The 20,114-nt window shown below is 37.9% G+C and carries 14 protein-coding genes; 8 read left to right on the top strand and 6 right to left on the bottom strand.

Features of this window, described 5'->3' with window-relative positions; all coding sequences use genetic code 11:
- The first annotated feature begins 36 nt into the window (after nt 1-36).
- Nucleotides 37-1,371: a dihydroorotase gene (locus WG904_RS17200; RefSeq protein WP_339580581.1), complete on the top strand. Its 1,335-nt coding sequence runs from the start codon at nt 37-39 to the stop codon at nt 1,369-1,371.
- Between the two features lie 14 nt (nt 1,372-1,385).
- Nucleotides 1,386-2,477 carry a DUF3810 domain-containing protein gene (locus WG904_RS17195; RefSeq protein WP_339580580.1) on the top strand — a complete coding sequence of 364 codons (1,092 nt, stop codon included), beginning with the start codon at nt 1,386-1,388 and terminating at the stop codon, nt 2,475-2,477.
- Between the two features lie 18 nt (nt 2,478-2,495).
- On the opposite strand, the gene WG904_RS17190 is transcribed toward WG904_RS17195, so the two are convergent.
- The gene (locus tag WG904_RS17190) at nt 2,496-3,077 is read right to left on the bottom strand and encodes a MiaE family protein (protein WP_339580579.1); all 582 of its coding nucleotides are present in this window, start codon (nt 3,075-3,077) and stop codon (nt 2,496-2,498) included.
- 194 nt (nt 3,078-3,271) lie between these two features.
- Here WG904_RS17190 and WG904_RS17185 point away from each other — a divergent pair, with 194 nt between their 5' ends.
- The 5 genes from WG904_RS17185 (at nt 3,272) to hscA (ending at nt 11,926) form a co-directional block, all read left to right on the top strand.
- On the top strand, nt 3,272-3,868 hold the full coding sequence (locus WG904_RS17185; RefSeq protein ID WP_339580578.1) for a TetR/AcrR family transcriptional regulator: 597 nt from the start codon (nt 3,272-3,274) through the stop codon (nt 3,866-3,868).
- 143 nt (nt 3,869-4,011) lie between these two features.
- Entirely contained in the window at nt 4,012-5,205 is a 1,194-nt protein-coding gene (locus WG904_RS17180; protein WP_339580577.1) for an efflux RND transporter periplasmic adaptor subunit, read from the top strand.
- Between the two features lie 6 nt (nt 5,206-5,211).
- The gene (locus WG904_RS17175) at nt 5,212-8,379 is read left to right on the top strand and encodes an efflux RND transporter permease subunit (RefSeq protein ID WP_339580576.1); all 3,168 of its coding nucleotides are present in this window, start codon (nt 5,212-5,214) and stop codon (nt 8,377-8,379) included.
- Between the two features lie 239 nt (nt 8,380-8,618).
- On the top strand, nt 8,619-10,028 hold the full coding sequence (locus WG904_RS17170; RefSeq protein WP_339580575.1) for a TolC family protein: 1,410 nt from the start codon (nt 8,619-8,621) through the stop codon (nt 10,026-10,028).
- A 41-nt stretch (nt 10,029-10,069) separates the two neighbouring features.
- Complete coding sequence (hscA, locus tag WG904_RS17165) at nt 10,070-11,926, top strand: Fe-S protein assembly chaperone HscA (RefSeq protein ID WP_339580574.1); 1,857 nt, start codon at nt 10,070-10,072, stop codon at nt 11,924-11,926.
- 7 nt (nt 11,927-11,933) lie between these two features.
- On the opposite strand, the gene ychF is transcribed toward hscA, so the two are convergent.
- The 3 genes from ychF to holA form a co-directional block, all read right to left on the bottom strand.
- Nucleotides 11,934-13,028 (bottom strand): redox-regulated ATPase YchF, encoded by a 1,095-nt coding sequence (ychF, locus tag WG904_RS17160; RefSeq protein WP_339580573.1) that lies wholly within the window; start codon nt 13,026-13,028, stop codon nt 11,934-11,936.
- A 142-nt stretch (nt 13,029-13,170) separates the two neighbouring features.
- Nucleotides 13,171-15,720 carry a zinc-dependent metalloprotease gene (locus tag WG904_RS17155; protein ID WP_339580572.1) on the bottom strand — a complete coding sequence of 850 codons (2,550 nt, stop codon included), beginning with the start codon at nt 15,718-15,720 and terminating at the stop codon, nt 13,171-13,173.
- Nucleotides 15,721-15,870: 150 nt separating this feature from the next.
- On the bottom strand, nt 15,871-16,896 hold the full coding sequence (gene holA / locus WG904_RS17150) for a DNA polymerase III subunit delta (protein WP_339580571.1): 1,026 nt from the start codon (nt 16,894-16,896) through the stop codon (nt 15,871-15,873).
- A 160-nt stretch (nt 16,897-17,056) separates the two neighbouring features.
- Here holA and WG904_RS17145 point away from each other — a divergent pair, with 160 nt between their 5' ends.
- Nucleotides 17,057-17,515: a type I restriction enzyme HsdR N-terminal domain-containing protein gene (locus WG904_RS17145; RefSeq protein ID WP_339580570.1), complete on the top strand. Its 459-nt coding sequence runs from the start codon at nt 17,057-17,059 to the stop codon at nt 17,513-17,515.
- A 45-nt stretch (nt 17,516-17,560) separates the two neighbouring features.
- Here WG904_RS17145 and WG904_RS17140 read toward each other — a convergent pair whose 3' ends face one another.
- Nucleotides 17,561-18,748, bottom strand: a complete 1,188-nt coding sequence (locus WG904_RS17140; protein ID WP_339580569.1) for a Gfo/Idh/MocA family protein — start codon at nt 18,746-18,748, stop codon at nt 17,561-17,563.
- Nucleotides 18,748-20,106 carry a 3-keto-disaccharide hydrolase gene (locus WG904_RS17135; RefSeq protein WP_339580568.1) on the bottom strand — a complete coding sequence of 453 codons (1,359 nt, stop codon included), beginning with the start codon at nt 20,104-20,106 and terminating at the stop codon, nt 18,748-18,750. Before WG904_RS17135 ends, WG904_RS17140 begins: the two co-directional genes overlap by 1 nt.
- Nucleotides 20,107-20,114: the final 8 nt, after the last annotated feature.

The raw sequence follows: 20,114 nt of genomic DNA, 5'->3' as shown, positions 1-20,114 counted from the left end.
TTTGGACTCAAGACTAAATGAACTACCTTTGAAACTATGAACACATACCTCATAAAAGGCGCCACATTGGTAAACGAAGGGCAGCAAATTGTTGCTGATGTTTTAATTAAAAATGGATTCATTGAAAAAATTGGCAATAATTTATCAGCCCTAGAAGCACAACAGATTAATGCAGAAGGACTTTACCTTTTACCAGGCATGATTGATGATCAAGTGCATTTTCGTGAACCGGGTCTAACGCATAAGGCCGATATTTTTACCGAGAGTATGGCAGCTGTAGCCGGAGGAATAACCTCTTTTATGGAGATGCCAAATACTGTTCCGAATACGTTAACTCAAGGTTTATTGGCCGATAAATATGCAATTGCTGCCCAAACTTCGTTGGCTAACTACTCTTTTTACATGGGTGCGAGCAATGATAATTTAGAGGAAGTTTTAAAGACCGACCCTAAAAATGTTTGCGGAATTAAAGTTTTTATGGGTTCATCTACCGGGAATATGCTGGTTGATAATGAACAAACCCTGGAAAATATTTTTAGTAAAGCACCGATATTGGTGGCAACGCATTGCGAAGATGAACAAACCATTCGCGAAAATTTAGTTGCTTTTAAAGCAAAATACGGGGAAGAATTAACTATAGAAATGCATCCGCTAATTCGTAGTGCCGAAGCGTGCTATAAATCTTCTTCTTTAGCAGTAGAATTGGCTAAGCGTTACCAAACCCGCTTGCATATTTTACATATCTCCACGGCAAAAGAAATTGCTTTATTTGATAATTTAACTCCATTAAAAGATAAAAAAATAACCGCAGAAGCCTGTGTTCATCATCTTTGGTTTAATGATGAGGATTATGCTGAAAAAGGTAATTTTATTAAATGGAATCCTGCGGTAAAAACTGCAGCTGATCAGGCTGGCATATTACAAGGGGTATTGGCGAATAATATCGATGTAATTGCAACCGATCATGCACCGCATACACTTGCAGAAAAACAGCAGAAGTATGCTCAAGCGCCTTCTGGTGGACCGCTAGTTCAACATGCTTTGCCTGCCTTATTGGAGATGCATCTTCAAGGAAAGATTCCTTTAGAGCGAATTGTTGAAAAAACAGCGCATAATTTGGCCATTTGTTTTGATATTGATAAACGCGGTTATATAAGAGAGGGGTATTGGGCCGATTTAGTGTTGGTAAATTTGAATGATCCGTTTAAGGTTACTCCACTCAATGTATTTTATAAGTGTGGGTGGTCTCCTTTTGATGGTGAAACCTTTAGGGCAAGTGTTACACACACTTTCGTTTCAGGAAATTTAGCTTACCAAAATGGAAAGTTTACTACGAATGAGATTGGGAAGAGATTAAATTTTAATCGGTAAATCAAATATCTTAAATGGCCATTAGAAATAAAATGCCTTACCCTCGCAAGCTTCTCCTAACTTCAACTATCTTATTTTCAATTTCGTTATTAATTTTTCTCTTTGGCTTAAGCCCCACTTTAGTATTTAATTATTATTCTACAGGAATTTATCCTGTAATTTCAATTTGTTTAAGATGGTTTTCGTCTATCTTCCCGTTTGCCTTAGGCGATATGCTATATTTCTGTCTCCTCATTTTTGCCTTTATCCAATTTTTTTTGTTGTTTAAGAACAGAAAATCTTTAACTAAAAATGATCGATTTATCATACCGCTTAAGACATTAAATATTTTATTCGTTCTTTATATTAGTTTTAAATTACTCTGGGGATTAAATTATTCAAGACCGAGCATTAGCAGTCAATTATCAATCCATGACAACAAATACAGCGTTAAAGAATTGATCTCATTAAGCAATTTTTTTATCGATAGATTAAATGGACTTCAACCAAAGATCAATCCTAAACAAACCTATACCTTAAAAGAAATTAAAGATAAATCTGTTTTAGCGTATCGCAAGATGCAGCAAAAGCAATCCTTTTTTACCTACCACGTACCCTCTTTTAAACCTTCATTGAGCGGTTGGGCAACGAGTACAATAGGTATCGAGGGGTATTACAATCCTTTAACTGGTGAAGCAAACTTAAATATGCTTTTACCTTCGTGGGTTTTACCATTTGTAGCCTGCCACGAAATTTCACATCAGTTGGGGGTTGCAAGAGAAGATGAAGCTAATTTGGTGGGTTATTTAACTGCAGTAAATAGTGATGATGTAAACTTCCAATACTCGGCGAATTATAATATGTTACGTTATCTTTTGTTGGAAGTCCGAATAAAATCGCCCGAAGACTATGAAGCTCTATATAAGAAAATAACGCCTGGTGTTTTAGCTAATTTTAAAGCAGAAAGTGAGTTTTGGCAAAAATATAACAGTGAGATGTCGGGCTACATGAATGTTGCTTTTGATAAGTTCCTTAAACTAAACAACCAAAAAAAAGGGATTAAAAGTTACCAAAATATAGTGATTTGGCTGTGGAACGTGCATAAGTCGGAAGTCTTGAGTCGGTAGTCTCAAGTCTATTTGTGCTTAACCATGTATGGCTTCTTTATTCCCAAAGCTTTGAATCAATTTTCCTTCGAAGTCGAGCCATTCTTTCCAACGTTTATCTATATCCACATCGATGGTATATTTACGTGCAAAATTTAAAAAAGTGGTATAATGGCCCGCTTCAGAAATCATCAAATCATGATAGAATTTCGCCAGATCTTGATCCTTAATGTGTAAAGAAAGAACACGAAATCGCTCACAGCTTCGAGCTTCGATCATTGCAGCAAACAAAAGTCGGTCGATAAATGCGGTGTTTCTACTTCCATCCTTTTTGCTAAACTTTACCAACTGGCCAACGTAATCGTCTTTTCGCTCTCTTCCAAGTGTGTATCCACGTCGCTTAATGATGCCAACCACTTGTTGAAAATGTTCCATCTCTTCGATAGCAATAGCCGTAAGTTCTTCTACTAAATCGTGATGCTCTGAATTATTAGCGATTAAAGTAATTGCATTGGTCGCTGCTTTTTGCTCGCACCAAGCATGATCGGTTAAAATCTCTTCCAAATTAGATTCAGCAATATTTGCCCAACGAGGGTCGGTTAATAATTTTAATCCAAGCATATTCAAAATTAATAAAATAGTATCAAGTGTGGAAGTTTCTAGTCTGGAAGTCCGCAAAGTCTGAGCGCGAAAAGCGTAAATTCATCTCAAAAAGCACTTTTCAGCTAATCTGACAAATAAATGATATGTAAATTAAAAACACTTTATACATTTGCTTAACGGTGTTAGATTATTTTATACCACTAAACCTTAATATGGGAAGTAAAGAAAGAATACAGCGACAAAAGGATGATACTCGTAAAAGTATCTTAGCTGCTGCTTTACAGATTGTAAAACAAGAAGGTTGGTCTGCTTTGAGCATGCGAAAAATTGCGGATGTGATTGAGTATACTGCTCCTATTATTTATGAATACTTTGCGAACAAAGAAGGGATCTTGTTTGAACTAACAAGACAAGGCTATATGCACTTAGGTGTTAAAGTAAAAGCTGCCAGAGATAGTAAAGAAGATGCCGAAGACCAATTAGAAGCAATGTGGCTTGCCTATTGGGATTTCGCATTTGAAGAAAAAGAGTTTTATCAATTAATGTATGGTGTGCAAGTAAATTGTTGCGAACTCTATACTAAAATGCCCGAAGCAGAATATACGACTGATTTGTTTTATGATGCCATTGAAAAATTACTTACCCTACCGATTGCAGAAGATACCTCTTGTTTAAAATATTATACTTTTTGGTCATTAATACACGGATTGGTATCTATCAATCTTGTTCAAAAAGGAGCTAATGATGAAATTAATCAGCAAATTTTGAGAAGTGCAATTAAGGCAATTATTAAAACGATAAACGACTAAAAAATTTTTACCCAAAAACCTAACGGTGTTAAATAGATTATAAGAGTTAGAAATCAATTATTTTTCTAAAAAAAATTCGCCTATAACTTAACGCTGTTAAATAATTTATTAACGTAAAATACAAATTATAAAACACAATTATTATGAATCATATCTCCACACACACGTCATTATCTAACAATGTTAAATTATTTAACGAATGGATAATTTTATTATTCATCACCATTGCTTTATTCCTAGCAAGCTGTACAAGTAAGCCAATGCAAATGTCGGCACCGATATTAACCTTACCTGTAATAACGGTTAGCGAAAGCTCTCAACAAACGTATGTAGACTATCCTGCAGCTATACAAGGGGCTACAGACTTAGAGATTAGACCACAGATTTCGGGCACAATAGATAAAATCTACGTAAACGAAGGGCAATTGGTAAACAAAGGCCAATTGCTGTTTAAAATTTCTGAACTTCCTTTTAGAGCACAGTTAAATAATGCAATTGCGGCACTAAATGCAGCAAAAGCGGCGGTCTTGAATGCCCAATTGGAAATCGATAAATTAACTCCGTTGGTACAGGCAAAAGTTGTATCATCCTTTCAATTGCAAACCGCAAAAACCGCCTATCAAATTGCATTAGCAAATGTAGAGCAAGCAAAATCGAGCGTAAACAGCGCTCAAATAAACTTAAATTATACACAGATCAAAGCGCCAATAAGTGGTTACATCGGCCGACTGCCAAAAAAACAAGGCAGCTTAGTAAGTCAAGCAGACTCTGAGGCCCTAACTGGTCTTTCTGATGTTCATGAAGTACATGTGTATTTTTCACTAGCCGAAACAGATTTCATCAACTTTAATACCAAATACGAAGGTAAATCTGTTGCTGATCGCATTAAACACTTACCTCAAGTAACTTTGGTATTGGCCGATCAATCCATTTATCCTGCTAAAGGTAAAATTGATATGATTGATGGACAGTTTAACAAAACAACTGGAGCAATTACGTTAAGAGCGAGTTTTGCAAATACAGAAGGTCTATTAAGATCGGGTAATACGGGCAAAATCCGCTTAAGTCTAGAACACAACAATATTCTGTTAGTTCCACAATCATCGACCATTGAAATCCAAGATAAGGTCTTTGTATTTGCAGTAAATAAAGATAACAAAATAAGTAAACTACCCATTAAAGTTTTAGGTACAAGCGGCACAAATTATCTTGTAGAAGACGGTTTAAAATCAGGCGACCAAATTGTATCTAAAGGCTTCGAAAGCTTAAAAGAAGGAGATTCTATTCAACCTGAAAAAGCAAAAACAGTAACAGCATTTAACGCCTCACCTAACTAATTTAAAATGTTCAAAATATTTCTAAATAGACCGGTACTCGCAACGGTTATTTCTATCCTTTTAGTTATCCTAGGTGTTTTAGGATTAATTAAACTCCCCCTACAACAGTTTCCAGATATTGCACCACCTGCTGTTCAAGTAATTGCATTTTATCCAGGTGCTAACGCCGAAACGGTATTGCGTTCGGTTGCACCATCGTTAGAAGAAGCTATTAATGGCGTAGAAAACATGAGCTACATGAGTTCTACGGCAAGCAATGATGGTTCTTTGATGATTTCAGTTTACTTTAAACTAGGCACCAACCCCGATCAAGCAGCTGTAAATGTTCAAAATCGCGTTTCGCAAGCCACTAGTCAACTCCCCACCGAAGTGGTACAAGCGGGCATTACTACTGCTAAACAGCAGAATAGCTTGATCATGGTGGTCGATCTCTTCACTGACGATGAAAAAAACTACGACCAAACTTTCCTAGCCAATTATGCCCAAATAAATATCATTCCTGATATTAAAAGAATTCCAGGCGTTGGTTCAGCCAGCATTTTTGGTGGCAACAAAGATTATTCGATGAGGGTTTGGTTAAATCCTTCGAAAATGGCTACCCATGGCCTTACGCCAAAAGAAGTGATGGCTGTTATTCAAGATAAGAATTTAGAGGCCGCACCAGGCAAATTTGGAGAAAGCAGCAAAGAATCTTTCGAATACGTAATTACCTATAAAGGAAAATTAAATAAACCCGAGCAATATGGAGAAATGGTGATCAAAGCAAATCCTGATGGTTCGGTTTTAAGATTGAAAGATTTAGCTAGAATTGAATTTGGAGCCTACTCATACACCAACTTTACCCGTGTAAATGGGAAACCTGGGGTAAATATAGGTGTAGTTCAGCTGGCAGGTTCTAATTCTAACGAAATCCAAATCGCTATTGCGAAATTGATGGAAAAATCGGCCAAAAATTTCCCAAAAGGTGTAAAGCATTTAATTCTATACAACACTAAAAACTCATTAGATCAATCTATTAGCCAAGTTATCCATACCTTAATCGAGGCGTTTATACTGGTATTCATTGTGGTATTTATTTTCTTGCAGGACTTCCGTTCTACCTTAATTCCGGCCATTGCAGTACCTGTAGCCATTGTAGGCACCTTTTTCTTTATGTGGATTTTTGGTTTTTCTATCAACCTATTAACCCTTTTCGCATTGGTTTTAGCTATTGGTATTGTGGTAGATGATGCCATTGTGGTGGTTGAGGCCGTGCATGCAAAAATGGAACATCGCCATTTGGTGCCAAAAGTGGCCACTGCAGCGGCGATGAGTGAAATTACTGGGGCAATTATTTCAATTACCTTGGTTATGTCGGCCGTTTTCTTGCCCGTTGGCTTTATGGAAGGATCTACTGGATTATTCTACAGACAATTCGCTTTTACTTTAGCCATTGCAATTGTAATTTCAGCAGCAAATGCATTAACATTAAGTCCAGCTCTAGCCGCCTTATTTTTAAAGGAAATTCCTCACGCAGGTGCGGAAAAGAAAACGTTTAAGCAAAAATTTTTTGCTGGATTTAACTCAGGCTTTGAGAAAATAACTAATCAATATACCTCTGCTTTAAAATTTTTAGTCCGTTTTCGTTGGGCTACTTTGGTGGGTTTAGTGGCAGTAATTATTGCAACAGGTGTGATGATTAAACGTACTCCATCAGGCTTTATTCCATCAGAAGATCAAGGCTTCATAGCTATTTCGCTCGCAATGCCAGCAGGTGCATCATTAGATCGCACCACAACCGTAATTAAGCAAGCAGAAAGTTTGCTAGGCACCATAGAATCGAAGCAAACCTTGATGGGGCTTTCAGGTTTTAATATGCTAACCCAATCGTCTAGCCCTTCGTCTGGTGTATTATTCGTGCTTTTAAAATTAACAGATCAAAGAGGGAAAATAAAAGACATCGACGGAATTATGAACGAGGTAAGAGGCAAGTTGGCTGCTATTAAAGGTGCTAATTTCTTCGTGTTCACCTTCCCTACTGTGCCAGGTTTCAGCAATATCGACGGACTGGATATGGTTTTACAAGATAAAACAGGAGGCTCCTTAGATAAGTTCAGTGCTGTTTCTAATAATTTTATTGCAGAACTTATGAAAAGACCAGAAATCGAATTTGCTTTTAGCTCATTTAAATCAGATTATCCTCAACTGGAAATGAAATTAGATGAAGTTAAAGCTGCCCAATTAGGTGTCAGTGTGAAAGATATTCTTCAAACCATGCAAGCCTATTTTGGTAGCGCACAAGCATCCGATTTTAATCGTTTTGGTAAATATTACAGAGTTGTGGTTCAGGCCGATAAAGATGATCGTGCAAACTCAGCAGCTATGGATGGGGTATTTGTAAAAAACAAAAATGGTGAAATGGTACCGATTAACACCTTAGTGAAGTTAGTGCGTGTATATGGGCCTGAAACGGCATCGCGCTATAACTTGTTTAATTCTATCGGCCTTAATGCGATGGAAAAACCCGGATTTAGCTCTGGCGATGCCATTAGGGCAGTAGAAGAAGTGGCCGCTAAACACTTACCTGGTGGATATGGCTATGAATTCTCGGGTATGACGAAAGAAGAGCTTTCTTCTGGCGGACAATCGGCCATTATCTTTATTCTTTGCTTATTGTTCGTTTACTTCTTATTATCAGCGCAATATGAAAGTTATATCTTGCCTTGGGCGGTTATTTTATCAATCCCAACTGGAATATTTGGTGTATTTGCGGCAATTGGTTTAACTGGAATATCAAATAATATATATGTACAGGTTGCATTGGTTATGCTTATAGGTCTGTTGGCTAAAAATGCAATTTTAATTGTTGAGTTTGCCATCCAGCGACGAAGAGCAGGTAAATCCCTCCTATCAGCCTCGTTAGAAGCAGCAAAATTAAGGTTACGCCCAATTATTATGACTTCCTTAGCATTTATTGTAGGTATGATCCCTATGATGAGAGCAGTTGGTCCTTCAGCTTTAGGAAACCATTCTATCAGTATTGCAGCGGCTGGAGGAATGATCTTTGGCGTGGTGTTGGGCGTATTTATTATTCCTGTACTCTTTATCATCTTCCAATTCTTACAGGAGAAAATCACAGGCGCGCCACTAGCGGCTCTGCACGCCGAGCAAAATATTGAACATCATGAACACTAACCAAAATGAGTTTGCACCATTTATTGCCGCATTGTTGCGAAAATGGTTTAATTAAGTATCAAATGGTTTTCCGCAGATGCGCAGATTTTAACCGTATTAAATTTAAATCTGCGAATCTGTGGCTAATAAAATTTTAAAACATGAACCGACCATGATTAAAGAATCATTAAACACACAGGGGTATGATTATTTAATCATGGTAAGGAACATCTGACAGCTAAAAACAAAATTATAAACAGATGAAAACACATATAAATTATTCCTTGGCTTTCCTGCTGCTCATTTTAAGCAGTTGCAGCCTTACAAAAAACATCTTACCGCCAACAAAAGACATTCCCAAACAATTTAGAAATATTCTAGATGGGGATAGCTCTAGCATAGGTAAATTACCTGTAAATGAATTTTTTGGCACCACTGCGCTTCACAATTTAATTGATAGTGCTTTAGTAAGAAATCTCGACATACAAATTGCCCTAAAAAATATCGATGCCTCATCATTAATTTTGAAAAGGTCGAAACTGGGTAATTTACCCGAACTAACTTTACAAGTTACTGCAACTTCCAATCGCCCTTCTGATAATAGTTTGAATGGATTAAGTGCATCCCAGTTCTTGCAAACGAAACATATCGAAGATTTTAACACGAATCTAGCTTTGAGCTGGGAAGCAGATATTTGGGGTAAAATAAGCCGACAAAAAGATGTTGCTTATGCAGGTTATCTTCAATCTGCAGAGGCTAAAAAAGCTGTTCAAACGCATATTGTAAGCGCACTTGCCAGTGGTTTTTACAGACTGTTAATGCTCGATGCACAGCTTCAGGTGGCTCAAAAAAATGTGGCGTTAACTAAAAACACGCTAGAAATGATTAAAATGCAGTTCGATGCAGGTCAGGTTACTTCTTTGGCCATCCAACAAGCAGAGGCACAATTACTAAAAGCAACTCAATTCATTCCACAACTTAATCAAGAAATAACGATCCAAGAAAATGCAATAAGCGCATTAACAGGTACATTTCCTACTGCCATAGAACGGTCTATTACATTCGAACAATTAACTATTCCAGAGCAACTAGCCACAGGTGTCCCAGCCGCCATGCTAAGCATCAGACCCGATGTTAAAGATGTTGAACTTGGTTTAACCATCGCCAATGCTAAGGTGGGTATTGCAAATGCAAGATTATATCCCAGCTTAATTATTTCGGCAAGTGGTGGTTTAAATGCTTTTAAAGCGAGCAGTTGGCTTAACATCCCAGCATCGCTATTTGGAGTTGTTGGAGGTGGCATTACTCAGCCAATTTTTCAGCGTGGAGCCTTAAAAACGCAGTTTGAACTAGCCAAAATAGAACGAGAGCAATCAGTTTTACGATTCAGGCAAGTTGTAATTGCAGCAGTTGTTGAGGTTTCTAATGAACAAGCAAAATTGGTAAACTTAAAAAATGAATACAGTATTGCCCAACAAAGAGTTAAAACCCTACAACTTGCAGTTAAAAATTCTGATTTGCTTTTCAAGAGTGGTATGGCTAATTATTTAGAGGTAATTACAGCACAAGGGAACCTATTGCAAGGCGAATTAGATCTAACTAGTCTGAAAACAGCTCAGTTAACAGCAAGTGTAGGTTTATACAGAGCGCTTGGAGGAGGGTGGCAATAATGACTCTCTATTAACTAAGAAATCCGTAAATTTGCAGTCTTATGGCAAAAATATCCATTAACCTCGCTACGGGTTCTTTTCAGAAAGAAGAAATTATTGTTGGCATCGATTTAGGGACGACCAACAGTTTAGTCGCTTTTATCAATCCCGATAAAAATCCACAGGTAATAAACGATACTGGGAAAGGCGTATTGGTTCCTTCAGTAGTTCATTTTAACGCACAGGGTGAAGCTGAGGTGGGAAACGAAGCGAAAGTGTTTTTAACTACAGACCCTACAAACACCATATTTTCGGTAAAACGTTTATTAGGCCGTTCGTATAAAGACGTGGCTAGCCATGCAGCCATTTTTAGTTATAAAATAATAGACGACGATAGCGATTCGTTGGTTAAAATTAAGGCTGGGGATAAATTTTACACACCGATAGAGCTTTCTGCTGAAATTTTAAAAGAATTAAAAGCTAGAGCAGAACATGCCTTAAAAACCCCGGTTAATAGAGCAGTTATCACCGTTCCGGCTTATTTTAACGATAGTCAACGACAAGCTACTCGCGATGCAGGAAAGTTCGCTGGACTAGATGTATTGCGCATTGTAAACGAACCTACCGCAGCAAGTTTAGCCTATGGATTAGGATTAGACCCAACGCAACAAAAAACAATTGCCGTATACGATTTAGGCGGAGGTACGTTCGATGTGTCGATTCTTCAAATTCAGAATGGCATTTTCGAAGTGTTATCAACCAATGGAAATACCTTTTTAGGTGGTGATGATTTTGACCGTGCCATTTTAAATTATTGGATAGAAAAGAATAAACTAGATCTTAAGAAGGTTTCCGCAGACACTATTTTAATGCAAACTTTACGTTTACAGGCAGAATTGGCAAAAAAAGCGTTATCAACCCAGAATTTATATAACGAGCAAGTTGGCGAGATTTGGTGTACGTTGGCTAAACAAACATTTGAGGAGTTAATTGCTGATAAGGTTGCGGAAACCATAACCTGTTGTAAGCAAGCCTTGGCAGATGCAAATTTATCAATTGATGCTATTGATGAAGTGGTTTTGGTTGGTGGATCTACACGCACGCCTTATGTAAAGCAGGAGGTGAGTGCATTTTTTAACAGACAGCCACACGATCAAATTAATCCTGATGAGGTAGTGGCGCTTGGGGCAGCCATCCAGGCTGATATATTAGCCGGTAACCGATCAGATATTTTATTATTAGATGTTACTCCCCTTTCGCTGGGAATCGAAACGATGGGGGGGTTAATGGATGTTATTATCGCTCGGAATAGCAAAGTACCTACGAAGGCTGGTCGACAATACACGACTTCTCTCGATGGACAGGTAAATATGAAAATTTCTGTTTATCAAGGCGAGCGCGATTTAGTAAAGGAAAACAGAAAATTGGCCGAATTTGATTTAAAAGGCATTCCGGCTATGCCTGCCGGCTTGCCTAAAGTTGATATTAATTTTTTGCTTAATGCGGATGGCATTTTAACGGTTCAGGCCATCGAACTCCGCTCGGGCGTTAAACAAGAGATAGACATTGTACCAAGTTATGGCTTGAGCGACGATAAAGTCGAACAAATGCTCATCGACAGCATTGAAAATGCCAAAAGTGATGTAGAACAGCGTATGCTTATTGAAGCGAAAAGTGAGGGCGAGCAATTGGTCTATACTGCAGAACGTTTCATCAAGAAAAATGGAAACATCTTAAACGAGCAAGAATTAACCTTAACCATTGTAATAATCGCAGAACTTAAAGATGCGTTAGACAGTGGAGACAAAGACCGTATCCTTAAAAAAGCAGATGAATTGAACGAATTTACACGTCCATTTGCAGAGCGTTTAATGGATATGGCCGTTGGGCAGGCAATGAAAGGGAAGAAGATTGATTAAAAATTCATTAAACGTTAAACCTAAAATGCATAATATCACCATCTTCTACAACATAGGCTTTACCCTCTACGCCTAGTTTCCCTGCATCTTTACAGGCAAGTTCTGATCCTAGGGTTATAAAATCGTTATATTTAATTACTTCCGCACGGATAAAGCCTTTTTCGAAGTCGGTGTGGATTACCCCTGCTGCTTGTGGTGCCGTAAATCCTTTGGTAATGGTCCATGCTCTTACTTCTTGCACCCCTGCAGTAAAGTAGGTATATAAATCTAGTAATCGATAAGCTGCCCTGATTAATTTATTTACACCAGATTCAGTTAACCCTAAATCGGCTAAAAATTCTTGTCTTTCTTCATATGAATCGAGCTCTGCGATTTCAGATTCGATTTTAGCAGAAATAATTAATACTTCGGCGTTTTCGTCTTTAACTGCATCTTGTACTTTCGCCGTATAAGCATTTCCTGTTAATACAGAATTTTCGTCTACATTACACACGTACATTACTGGTTTTTGCGTTAGCAGCCCTAAACCTTCAATAAAATCAAAATCCTCAGCCTCTAAAGCAGCCGAGCGAACTGATTTACCACTTTCTAAATGTGCTTTTACCACACTCAAAATTTCGAAAGTCCTCTTTGCTTCTTTATCGGTTTTTGCTAATTTCTCTACTTTTTGAATTCTTTTATCAACCGTATCTAAATCTTTCAATTGCAATTCGGTATCAATAATCTCCTTATCGCGGATGGGGTCTACCGAACCGTCTACATGGATTACATTTCCATCGTCGAAACAACGTAAAACGTGGATAATTGCATTGGTTGCTCTAATATTTCCTAAAAATTGGTTGCCTAAGCCCTCTCCTTTCGATGCACCTTTTACTAAACCAGCAATGTCTACAATTTCGATGGTGTTTGGCTGAACTTTATTTGGCTTTACCAAATCGGCTAATTTAGTTAAGCGATCATCTGGTACCGTAATTACACCAACATTAGGTTCTATAGTACAGAATGGAAAATTTGCAGCTTGCGCTTTTGCGTTCGATAAACAGTTAAATAAGGTAGATTTACCAACATTAGGTAAGCCAACTATACCACATTGTAATGCCATGTTTTTAGATTTTGCGCAAAGATATGGTTAATTTGTGAATTAGCGAATGTGCGGATTAGTTAATTTCTGAATAGGCACCTTAGCTAATAAAAAAAGCCCCAGAAAAATATCCGAGGCTTTAGGGTACTTTTTAGCTTTTTACTTAGTCTTTAGACAAAGCAGTTTCGATACGGTCGTTCAGATCAGCTAAGTGATATTTGCTTAACGAATCAGTTGGACTAGCCGCCTTGATTGCGCTTTGCAGTTCACGTAATTGTCCTTTTACTACCGAAAGCACGTCACTTTGTGCAGCAGTTAATCCAGATGGAACACCACCTCGGCCACCGCCACCACCTGGGATTGCGCCAACAACTGTGGGAGTTGGAGCAGGTTTAGCGATAGCAATTAATTTTTCAATATACGCTTTTTGTAAGTTACGACGATACACATCAATAGCAGCATTCGATTTTAATTCGGTGAAAATTGCACCATTTAAATCTGTAAATAAATCAGAGATTTTGTATGCTGTTGGGCCATCAATTGCTTCGGCTGCAACCAATTTACTTAATGTGCTATTGCTGGTTAAACGAGCTAAGGTAGGAGCTTGCAACCTCGAGATAATTTCTAAAGGATTTCCTTCAATATTATCTAAAATAGGCTGATTTAACAACCATTTCGGCGTGGTAAACAAGTTTCTGTTCAAGAATTCCATTGCTTCTCTTTGCGTAGCTGCAGGTGTACGTTCGTAAACAGGGCCAGCTTGATCTACTGTTTTTGGATTTTCGTAAATACCACCAATGTTTTTAGCAACATGACCCATGTAACGACCAAATTGGGTAGTTAATTGACCGTACATGTTCGTTAAGTTTTCATATCCTTCGCCTTTTACTTTTGTCCACTCAGGCAAGCCAGCCAAGATTACCTTAAGGTTTTTAATCCCGTAATCACTTGCTTTCATTGCGTTATCACTCAAATCTTCATTTTGTGAGTGTGGATCGTCTGGATTTGTTTCAGTACCGAACCATAAACGTCTATTTTTAGCCGACTCGGTAGTCATTTTATCTAAAATAGCCATATCAGAAGCTACAGTTTTGCTATCAGGGAAGTATTTATATCCCCATTCTATTGCCCAATTATCATAATCGCCAATACGAGGGTATAGTCCCTTAGAAGTGATATTATCTTCTGGTTGTGCTACGTAGTTAAAACGTGCATAATCCATGATCGAAGGGGTGTGACCATTTGCTTCAACCCATTTTTTATTTCGTAATAGCTCGGTAGGTACGGTCGAACTTGAACCATAGTTGTGACGAAGGCCTAACGTATGTCCAACTTCGTGTGATGATACAAAACGGATTAGATCGCCCATTAATTCATCACTGAACGTCATTTTACGAGATCTCGGATCAACTGCTGCTGTTTGGATCATGTACCAATCGTGCACCAATTTTTGAACGTTATGGAACCAGTTTACGTGACTTTCCATAATCTCACCGCTCCTTGGATCTGAGATACTTGGTCCACTTGCATTTGCAATTTCTGATGGTTTATAAACGATTGCAGAGTTGCGTGCATCATCGATACTCCAGGTAGAATCTTGTGCAAATGTAGGAGCCATTTTGCCCATTACCGCATTCTTAAATCCTGCTTTTTCGAAAGCTTTAGCCCAATCGTTAACACCAGCAATTAGATAGGGAACCCATTTTTTAGGTGTAGCTGGGTCGATATAGAAAACAATTGGTTTTTTAGGCTCAACTAATTCTCCACGTTTATATTTTGCCATGTCTTCAGCCTTTGGCTCTAATCTCCATCTTTTAACCAGTTCAATTTCTTTTACACCTTGAGGATTGAGGTCGAAATCGGTGTAGCCTACTGCAAAATAACCAACCCTTGGATCGAAATAACGTGCTTTCATTGGCACTTTAGGTAAAATTACCAAAGAAGCATTTAACTCGATAGTTGAAGAACCTGAAGCAGCGCCTCCACCAAAACCACCACCCCCACCAGTCGTTGCAGCTGTTTTTGCATACGTTTTAACGGCTGTAATCTCAACATTTGTCGGGAAACTGCGGACATTTATGATGTAACTCCTATCTGCTAACTGATTGCCCAGTCTGAAACGAGTTTTAGATGCAGGAGAGCTGAAATAGAAAATATCGTTATCGCTGTTAATATAATCGGTCATATCAATTACACTTCCATTTTTATCTGGCGTATAAGCAGCAATGTTAAATGCAGCTGCAATAGCTTGGATACTTGAATTTTTTAGCGATTGATACATCGAGGCTGTACTATCTGGACTGTAGGTGCTAAAACTCACTTTACGTAGAAAAATACGATTATTTGGGCCTTTTTCGAAGCGGATAACCGTGCTCCCTATCTGATCACCTGCATAACCTTGAGCGTCTCTTACTTCAGCACCCGATTTAGAGATTCGGCTAACTACCAAAATGTCTCTACCCAAGGTAGTATCTGCAATTTCAAAAAAGAACTTGTCGTCTAATTTGTGCGTGGTAATCATCCCTTTACGGGTAAGTGCCTTATCGGTAATTACACTAGCATACGGTTTAGGTTGTGCCCTTGAGCTCGGCAACACGCCAGCTCTACGCGATGAATCTTGAACCGCGCCTCCTGCCCCACCTGGTCTATTCTGAGCACTAGCAATGGCAATAGTACCAACTGCCAATAAAATGGTTAGTAATTTTGTTTTCATTCGTTATAATAAGTTAATGGATAAGCAAATATAGAAGACAATGCACTATAAGTTTACATTCAGATATAACTTTATAGTTACACTCAAAAAATAATTGACATATCAAATATATTGACGATTTACAAATTAGCTAGTTGGTAGATGGGCTAATTAATGAATCATTTTAAAAAGGAGTTCCTTCAGCAATTCACCGTCGCTTGTATTTCCACTGCTATCGAGACCTTTGCTTTTTAAATCATATTCTCGGAGTAAGCTAATGATATCGAATGTTTTGGCGTGACTAAAAGTGCGGGCAGCATTTTCATAATCCTTTATAAAGTAAGGGCTTACACCTAACTCTTTGGCTGCATCGTTCTTATTGGGCAAGTAATGATACTTCAATATTTTGGTAAAATACCCAATTAAATTTGCCATAATCATCACCATTGGGTTTGCTTTTGGGTTGTCGGCAAAATAGTTGATGATTTGATTGCATTTGAAGACATTTCTTGTTGCTAAGGCTTTTTGCAATTCGAAAACATTATATTCTTTACTTATACCAATGTTTTTTTGGATATGGTCGGTTTGAATGGTGGTTTCTTTATTAATATTTAAGCAAAGTTTTTCTACTTCATTTGCAATTTTTGATAAATCTGTACCTAAATATTCGGCCATTAAAGCCGCAGCTTGAGGAGCAATTTTATAGCCCTTTTCTTTGATATGTTCTTCGATCCAAGGCATTAATTTATAATCGCGTACAGGATCAGATTGAAAAATGATGCCATTCTTAGAAATAGCCTTATAAATTTTTTTTCGTTTATCGAAATTTGCATACTTATATGCTAAAACTAATATAGTGCTAGGCAAAGGTTTCTCGAAGTAATTCAGTACAACTTCTGTTTCTTTTCCACTCCCTTCGGTTTCTTTGGCCCATTTTAAATCTTGCGCTTCTTTTACAATAATGAGCTGAAATTCGGCCATCATTGGGTAACGTTTAGCTGCATTTAAAATGGTAGCCATGTCGGTATCTTTACCATACAAAACGGTTTGATTAAATCCTTTTTCACCATCACTTAATACATGATGCTCCATATACTCAACAACTTGGTCGATGTAATAAGGTTCTTCGCCTTGTAATAAATAAAGGGGCTTAAATTTTCTTGCCTTTAAATCTCTGATTATTTCTACCGCGCTCATTGCTTGTAAAATTACGATTTTATTTAGTATTGAGATACGAGTATTGCGTATTGAGACATAGTTTTATTTAGTATCGAGGCATAGTTTTGTGGGGAGCATCTTTTTGGTTAAATTGCAGCTCCAATCTCAATACGCAACACTCATTAGTTATACCCAAACAATGTTCAGCCCCACTCCCTTAAACCTTCCAACTCATCCTTTTAAAATTACTCAAAGAGGAGATTTATACTACATTTTCGATGAGATTCGGAAAAAGCATTTGGTTTTAACGTCTGAGGAATGGGTTAGGCAGCATTTTTTACGGTATTTGATTAATGAAAGGGGATTTCCTTCAACTTTGCTTCAAATTGAGGGCGGATTGAATTTAAATCAGACCAGAAAACGGAGTGATATTTTGGTTTATAATAATTTGGGCGAAAAAATAATGGTAATTGAATGTAAAGCGCCATCTGTAGCGATTACACAGGCTACATTTGATCAAGCAGCCCGGTACAATTCGGTTTATAAAGCCAGGTGGTTAGCCGTTACGAATGGGTTGGAACATTATTTTGCCAAGATCGATCATGGCGTAGGGGCTTTTGTTTTTGTGGAGGAATTGCCCTTTTATCAGGATTTGTGAATTTGTAGATAGAAAATTAGTCAGGGCCCAAAGCTAAAAACCAATCTAAAAATACTCTTTTTTCCAGAACTGCGTTTTTCCAGAATAGATCGCCTCATTGCACATCGCTACACAAATGGCAGCTTGTGTTCCGGTTTTAATGTTCGAAACGGGCATTTTATTTTCTACAATCGCAGCATAAAACTCCTCTAAGGCGTATATGGTGCCGTCTTTTGTAGGTTTATCTAAAATTGGGATCCCCCCATCTTTATTGATCACAATTTTTGTAGCACTTGTTACACCATCTACAATTCCAAGTTCTTTTTTCGTTTCACTTTCAGGATAAAAAATACCAGTATCGGGGTATAATGAAACCGCACCTTTAGTGCCTTTAATTTTAAACAAATAACCATCGTGCGCATTACCGCATGTTGCCCCGAAATTACCGATCATACCTGCCTCGTTGTAGCGCAAGGTGGCTTGAATATTATCGTAAGTTTCTCTCCCGTCTTTAAAAATATCGATTCCACCAGTACCCGTAATCTCATCAGGTTGTGTTTCGAAAGCCCAATTAATAAAATCGATTTGATGCGACAAAAGTTCGGCCGCTAGTCCGCCAGAATATTCTTTATACATCCGCCAGTTGATTTGCCTTTCTAAACTCGGATCGGGCACAGGTCTACGCCAATTTCCATTACGGTCCCATCGGCAATCGATTTGTGACACTTTACCCAAATAGCCTGTTTTAATCATGTCTTTCACCTTAAAGTATAAAGGCGAGTAGCGGTATTGATAACCAACCTGAAAAGCCTGCTTTGGATAAGCTGCGACTAATTTTCTTAATTCTAAGGCTTGTGCAGTAGTATAGGTCATTGTTTTTTCTACATACACATGCTTACCGGCACGAATGGCATCGGCTGCAATCTTAAAATGTTCGCTTAGCGGTGTGGCAATGAAAACCGCTGAAATACTTTTATCATCGAGAACTTTTCTATAATCCCTAACCGCTTTCGACGAAGGAACGACGTATCTTTTTGTTTCTTCTAATCTAAAATCTAACACATCACAATAGGCCACAATGTTAAACTTATCACTCATTTTTTTAATTACAGAAAGTACCCCTTTTCCTCTATCGCCACAACCAATCATGGCAATATTTATAGGCGCTAAAGCTAAACTTGCATGCAACTGATTAGCAAATAATAAACTTGAACTTAATAAAGCAGATTTTTTAACAAAAGAACGGCGATGCATTATAAGGTTTTGATTTTTATGGTTCTAAAACTCACGTTATTTCCATGGTCTTGAAGCAAGATCCTGCCTTTAGGAGCTTCGCCAAAGTTTGGCCAATCTTTGTATTTACTAATGGCAACCAATTTCTTGTATTCTTCGCTACCTCTTGTGTATTCCAACACTTTAATGCCATTTAGATAATGTTCTACTTTGTTATTTGGATAGACAATTACTCTTCCTCTATTCCAAGTACCTATTGGGCGTGGACTCCCTAATTTTTTATCGGCTTTAATTAAATCATATAAGGATGCTAATGTTCTATTTCCGTCGCGTCCAAGTTTTGCATCGGGATGTTTTCCATCGTCTAAAATCTGATACTCTAATCCGATAGCAGACCCAGAGGTCTTTTCTGCCAAGGTTACAAAATATTTAACTCCACTATTTGCACCTTCAGTTAATTTAAACTCAAACGATAAATCGAAGGCAGAGAATTGTTCTTTGGTTACAATATCTCCTCCATTAGTAGATTCAGCCCCATCAGCTGGTAAAACGCTGATTAATCCATTCGAAATGTCCCATCCTTTAGAAGGAAATGCACCTGTTTTTGCGCCAACCCATCCAGTATTGGTTTTTCCATCGAAAAGCAGTTTATAGCCGTTTGCTTTTTCTTGGTTTGATAATGCATTTGGTGTTAAATTAACCACATAATTCGATTTCGGAAAGGCTTGGGGCTTCAAATTTTCGGTTTGAATAAGAATATTTTTAAAATAAACTTTTTTGCCCTCCAATTCCTTTTTGCTGATACTATGAACTTGCAACGCAATAAAGCCTGTTTTATCTAAAGTATCGATTACATAGGATACTGGAATTCCATTTACCCAGGTTTTAATTCCGTTGCCTATACATTCTATTTTATAGTGATTAAATGCTTCTGGCTTATATGCTGTTTTTGCGGTAGGATTAAGTTCTACAGGATACAACCAAAGTCGTCTAGCTTCGTCATAAACCCCTCCAGACCATGCTCTAGGCGTTGGATCAATCTCTACCTGTCGCCCATAAACTTGCCCAGCACCCTTATTTCCTTCAGGATTAAAATGACTACGGGTTTGCACGCCAGAATTCGTCTCCAAGCCTTCCAATTTCACATCCAGTTCTAAGATAAAATCTCCATATTCTTTGGTTGTAGCCAAAAACGAATTTGGAGAACCTGATGTCATTGTTCCAATAATCATCCCATCTTTTATTTCATAAGGCGCTTTACCTGTAAGCGCTTTCCACCCATTCAGCGTTTTTCCGTCGAACAAGGGTTTTTTCTGAGCATAAGTTGTGGTTAAGAGAAACGTTAAGGAGAGGACTAGTAGGCTGTATTTTTTTAACATTTGAATTT

The sequence above is a fragment of the Pedobacter anseongensis genome, assembly GCF_037482965.1.
GTDB classification, from domain to species: Bacteria; Bacteroidota; Bacteroidia; order Sphingobacteriales; family Sphingobacteriaceae; genus Pedobacter; species Pedobacter anseongensis.
This window is presented reverse-complemented; position numbering and strand designations above follow the sequence as displayed.